At 64.9% G+C, this 4303-nt stretch carries 4 protein-coding genes and 2 pseudogenes; 3 read left to right on the forward strand and 3 right to left on the reverse strand.

Going from position 1 to position 4303, the window contains the following annotated elements:
- Nucleotides 1–463: pseudogene (locus WCB02_RS19045) on the reverse strand (dipeptide epimerase); the annotation flags it as partial.
- 146 nt (nucleotides 464–609) lie between these two features.
- Between WCB02_RS19045 and WCB02_RS19050 the strand changes: the two are divergent.
- Genes WCB02_RS19050 through WCB02_RS19060 form a run of 3 tightly spaced genes read left to right on the forward strand, consistent with a single transcriptional unit; the run spans nucleotide 610 to nucleotide 3410 of the window.
- Nucleotides 610–1743 carry an MlaE family ABC transporter permease gene (locus WCB02_RS19050; protein WP_423960388.1) on the forward strand — a complete coding sequence of 378 codons (1134 nt, stop codon included), beginning with the start codon at nucleotides 610–612 and terminating at the stop codon, nucleotides 1741–1743.
- 2 nt (nucleotides 1744–1745) lie between these two features.
- The gene (locus WCB02_RS19055) at nucleotides 1746–2516 is read left to right on the forward strand and encodes an ABC transporter ATP-binding protein (protein WP_423960382.1); all 771 of its coding nucleotides are present in this window, start codon (nucleotides 1746–1748) and stop codon (nucleotides 2514–2516) included.
- Between the two features lie 15 nt (nucleotides 2517–2531).
- Nucleotides 2532–3410 (forward strand): MlaD family protein, encoded by an 879-nt coding sequence (locus WCB02_RS19060; protein ID WP_423960384.1) that lies wholly within the window; start codon nucleotides 2532–2534, stop codon nucleotides 3408–3410.
- A 69-nt stretch (nucleotides 3411–3479) separates the two neighbouring features.
- Here the strand turns inward: WCB02_RS19060 and WCB02_RS19065 are convergent.
- Nucleotides 3480–3903 (reverse strand): annotated as a pseudogene (locus WCB02_RS19065) (hypothetical protein); the annotation flags it as partial.
- Nucleotides 3881–4303 (reverse strand): hypothetical protein (locus WCB02_RS19070; RefSeq protein WP_423960386.1); only part of this gene is annotated, 423 nt, incomplete at its 5' end. The pseudogene WCB02_RS19065 and the gene WCB02_RS19070, both read right to left, overlap by 23 nt.

Here is a 4303-nt window from a genome sequence, read left to right on the forward strand (position 1 = left end):
GCTTGATCTTGAGCAGCCGACGGTGGGCGGCCTTGGCGGTGGCCGCTTCCATCGCCTCGGCCGATGCCAGCGAGATCGTATAGGCGGTGACACAGGCGGCCGGTCGAACGCGCCCGAGCAGGTCCCAGACCCGTTGGCCGCGACTTTTGGCATCGAGGTCGATCAAGGCACAATCCAGCGCGTTGCGAGCGGCGCCCGGCGGCATCGCGGCCTGCAGGGCTCGCGTGTCGAGTCCCAGCGCGACGCGCTGCCGCATCGCCCGCAGGGCGTCCAGCGTGGCTTCGGGCGTTTCGCCATAGCGTGGATAGGGGACGCATTCGCCGCGCCCGGTATGGCCACCATGACCTATTTCCGCCACGACCGTCACGGCTTCTGTCTTGGCGCCGCGGCTGATCGTGAAGGAACCCTGGATCGGCCAGCGCTCGATGCCCACGGCAAGGATTGGAGAATCCACGGAAGTCATTTTAAAATCTGGCGATTTCCCGAAGCTCCGGCTTGCCCGGTGCAATCAATTATGGCTGGTTAGGGGCACCTTCCGCAAGGCTGCGGCGGCGTGTTGGGGCGTTCCTTTTCGCCGCCAACTGAGATCAGTCCGAGGAGCGCTTGAACGTGAACAGCGACCCGACACTGGAGCGGATTGCACAAGGCAGCGCGTTGGCGCTGCGGGCGGCTGGGTCCTGGACCGCGCCTTTTGCCGCGCGGCTCGAAGGCATCGTTGCCGAGGCCGAAAAGCTCGCCGGAAGCCGGCCCGACATCTCGATCGACGTTTCGCAGGTTTCCAAGCTCGACACGTTCGGGGCCTGGCTGATCGAGCGATTGCGCCGCAGCCTGACGCAAGGCGGGATCGAGGCCGATATCGCCGGGCTTTCGGTCAATTATGCCAGCCTGGTCGACGAGGTGCGCCGCGTGAAGGCTGTGCCCGCCATCGGGCGGCCTCAGGTGACGATCACGGGCATGCTGGCGCAGGTCGGCCGCAGCGTGGCCGGCATCAGCGATACCATCCTTGCCCTGATCGGCATGCTTGGTGCGGTGTTGGTGGCGAGCGGGCGGGTCCTGATCCATCCGCGAGGCTTCCGCCTGGCCTCGACCGTGCATCATCTCGAACAGGTGTGCTGGCGCGCGGTGCCGATCGTCGTGCTCATCACCTTCCTGATCGGCTGCATCATTTCTCAGCAGGGCATCTTCCACTTCCGGAGGTTCGGCGCCGATATCTTCGTCGTCGACATGCTCGGCGTGCTGGTGCTGCGCGAGATCGGCGTGCTCCTGGTGGCGATCATGGTCGCCGGCCGCTCAGGGAGCGCCTACACCGCCGAACTCGGCTCCATGAAGATGCGCGAGGAGATCGATGCGCTGCGCACCATGGGTTTCGATCCGATCGAGGTGCTGATTCTGCCGCGGATGCTGGCGCTGATCATCGCGCTGCCGATCCTGGCCTTCCTGGGAGCCATGGCAGCGCTCTATGGCGGCGGGCTGGTGGCCTGGCTTTATGGCGGCGTCGAGCCGGAAGCCTTTCTGCTCCGCCTGCGCGACGCCATCTCGATCGATCACTTCACGGTCGGCATCATCAAGGCGCCGGTCATGGCGGCGGTGATTGGCATCGTCGCCTGCGTCGAGGGCCTCGCGGTGCAGGGCTCGGCCGAATCGCTTGGTCAGCACACCACCGCCTCGGTGGTGAAGGGCATCTTCTTCGTGATCGTGATGGACGGCGTGTTCGCGATCTTCTTCGCCTCGATCGGAATGTGATGATGGCGCAGGAGGTCACCGACTCCATCATCCGCGTCCGCGATATCACCGTGCAATTCGGGGCCACTCGCGTGCTCGACGGTCTTGACCTCGACGTCAGGCGCGGCGAGATTCTGGGCTTTGTGGGGCCCTCCGGGGCCGGCAAATCGGTGCTGACGCGCACCATCATCGGATTGGTGCCCAAGATCAGTGGCCGCATCGAGGTGTTCGGCGTCGATCTGGATGCGGCCGGTACCGCGGCGCGGCGCGGCGTCGAGCGCCGCTGGGGCATCCTGTTCCAGCAGGGCGCGCTGTTTTCCTCGTTGACGGTGCGCCAGAACATCCAGTTCCCGGTGCGCGAATATCTCAAGGTCTCGCAGCGGCTGTTGGACGAGATCGTGGTCGCCAAACTCGGGATGGTCGGCCTGCGGCCTGAGGTCGCCGACCGCTTTCCCGCCGAACTGTCCGGCGGCATGATCAAGCGCGTGGCGCTTGCGCGCGCGCTGGCGCTCGATCCGGAACTGGTTTTCCTGGACGAGCCGACCTCCGGGCTCGATCCGATTGGCGCCGGCGATTTCGACGAACTGGTGCGGACCCTGCAGCGCACTTTGGGCCTGACCGTTTTCATGGTAACCCACGATCTGGACAGCCTTTATACAGCTTGCGACCGGATCGCCGTTTTAGGGAACGGTAAGATCATTGCCGCAGGATCGATGGCCGACATGCAGGCCTCGCAGCATCCCTGGCTGCGGCAATATTTTCACGGCAAACGCGCCCGCGCTGTGATGGGATAGTAGGCGGAGTTTCGAATGGAAACGCGGGCGAATTACGTCCTGATCGGGTCTTTCACGCTGGCCGTGATCGCCGCCGCGTTCGGCTTCGTGCTCTGGTTCCAGAGCCTCCATACCACGAAACTGCGCAGCCCGCTGCGGATCATCTTCGAAGGGCCGGCCGCGGGCCTGCGCAATGGCGGCAACGTCAATTTTAATGGTATCAGGGTAGGCGAGGTGGTTTCGGTGAAGCTCGACAACCCGCGCCGCGTCGTTGCGCTCGCGATGGTCGAGAACAACGCCCCGATCCGCAAGGACACCCGGGTGGGTCTGGAGTTTCAGGGCCTGACCGGAGTAGCCGCGATTTCACTGAAGGGCGGCGATGAGGCGGCGCCTCCGGTGCCGCTGGACGAGGACGGCATCCCGGTGCTGACCGCCGATCCCAACCGGTTGCAGGATGTGACGGAAGCGATCCGCGGCACGCTGCAGAACATCAACAAGGTGGTCGCCGACAACCAGGAGGCGGTCAGGAATTCGCTGCATAATCTCGAGGTCTTCACCCAGTCGCTGGCGCGCAACTCCGAGCGTATCGACGACGTGATGGCCCGGGTCGACGGGGTGATGGGGAAGGCCGACAATCTGATGCTTGGCCTCAATGCGCTGGCCGGCGGCAAGGACGGCGGCGAACTGTTCCTCACCGTGAAATCGATCCGCGAACTGGCGGAAGATCTCGACAAGCGTTCGGGCGCGCTGATGACCGACGGCCGCAAGACGCTCGCCGACATCAGCCGCGCCGTGAACAATCTCGACCGCAACCCGACCCGGCTGATCTTCGGCGCCAGCAGCGCCAGCAGCAGCCAGGCCCAGGCGCCGGCCCCTGCGGTCGCTCCGGCAGCGACCGAGAGGAGACGGCCGTAGCAAGGCGCCAGATCCTGCCTGCGGTTCGCTGCTCTGGCTTGCCTCTCGCTCATCTTTCCGATCGTCGGCTCGAAGCGGATTGGCGAATTTCAGTTCGGAAAAATCCTTTTCGTTGTCGGTCGCGACGGTGCAGCCGTTGGCCTCAGCTATCGCAGCGATGATCATGCCGAGCCCGTTCCACGGCCGGCCATTGGCCGTTCCATCAGCCATCAGCCGCGCCCGGATGAGGGGCTGCCCATTCCTCGAAAGGCAGCACGCGACCCGCGAAAAGCGCTTGCGGTCCTTCCGGACCAGAAGACCAGGCTTCCAGGGCGCGCTTTTTTCCTCTGGGTTTTTCTAGCAGCCCGCGCCGGATTTCAGCAATGGTCAGCACGGAGATGAAAAGATCGACGTCATGCTCCGCCGCATGACAAAAACGGAGGCATCGCTGCCTCCGTTTCCAATTTGATCGAGAGGTCTTCGGCTGCGCCCTACCCAAGCCGTCCCGAGGCATGGGCGAGCAGGGTATAGACGAGGCCGGTCTCCGAGGTGAGGTGACCGCGCAGGGCCTGCGGTCCGCGATCGTCGCGCGCGACCTCGTCGAGCAGCCGCTCGAACTCGGTGATGTAGCGATCGACGGTCTGCTTGAAGTTGCGGTCCGAACGATATTTGCGGGCGACCTCGTCGAAGGCTTTCTGGCCGGCCGGGGTGTAGAGCCGCTTGCTGAAGGCCTTGCCCTCGCCGCGCTGATAGCGATCCCACATTTCGCCGGCGAGATTGCGATCCATCAGGCGGGCAATGTCGAGCGACAGCGACTCCAGCGGATTGCCGCTGCTCGCGGGCTGCGGCGCCGGGCGGGACTGTGCCGGGCGGTTTGGCGCAGGGCTGGCGGGGGCGTCGGCCCGGCTCAAGAG

The sequence above is a fragment of the Bradyrhizobium sp. genome, assembly GCF_049581145.1.
GTDB lineage: Bacteria > Pseudomonadota > Alphaproteobacteria > Rhizobiales > Xanthobacteraceae > Bradyrhizobium.

Coding starts and splice junctions, on each gene's coding strand:
- WCB02_RS19055 (WP_423960382.1), top strand. CDS start 1,746: ATGGCGCAGGAGGTCACCGACTCCATCATCCGCGTCCGCGATATCACC.
- WCB02_RS19060 (WP_423960384.1), top strand. CDS start 2,532: ATGGAAACGCGGGCGAATTACGTCCTGATCGGGTCTTTCACGCTGGCC.